At 39.2% G+C, this 543-nt stretch carries 1 protein-coding gene; it reads right to left on the bottom strand.

Annotated features, from left to right (window positions below):
• Positions 1-400, bottom strand: a 400-nt coding sequence (locus tag ACWIUO_RS13845; RefSeq protein ID WP_454178468.1) for a hypothetical protein, incomplete at its 3' end; no start/stop codon positions are given.
• Between the last annotated feature and the right edge of the window lie 143 nt (positions 401-543).

Genomic DNA, 543 nt, shown 5'->3' with positions numbered 1-543 from the left:
TATTTTGAGATACTTCGCTACGCTCAGTATGACAAGAAACCCACCCCCTAGCCCCCTCCGCAAGGGAGGGGGGACAAGAAGTGTGCAAATCCGCAAGCGAAGCGGAAACCCTGTCATTGCAAGATTTTACATTGTCGTCATTGCGAGCAATTAGATTCTGCATTTTTGCAGAATCTAATGCGTGGCAATCTATTGATTCTGTATTGCATTGTGGATTGCCGCGCTCACTGCGTTCGCTCGCAATGACGGAAGTAGCGTCATTATCAGCAATGAGGGAAGTCGCTTTGTGAGTCTTGCGATTTGACAATGTGGAAGTAGAAAATTTTAGCGCAGAGTTACTCTCTCTCTCTCTCTCATTAAGAGATTTTTTGAGATATTCATTTTTTGCATTAAATACCATTGTTTTTCTCCTTTTTCTTAGGTATTTTTCCTTGCGTTTGGACGAAAATCAAATAAGCAAATGATAAACCAACAAACATTAAACAATCCTTAAACAAAATCAAAAAATCACCAAAAAATCAAAAAAAAAAAAAACGGCGAAAA

The sequence above is a fragment of the Helicobacter sp. T3_23-1056 genome, from assembly GCF_053654535.1.
The sequence above is the reverse complement of the archived record's forward strand: the minus strand, read 5'-3'. Positions and strand labels throughout refer to the sequence as shown.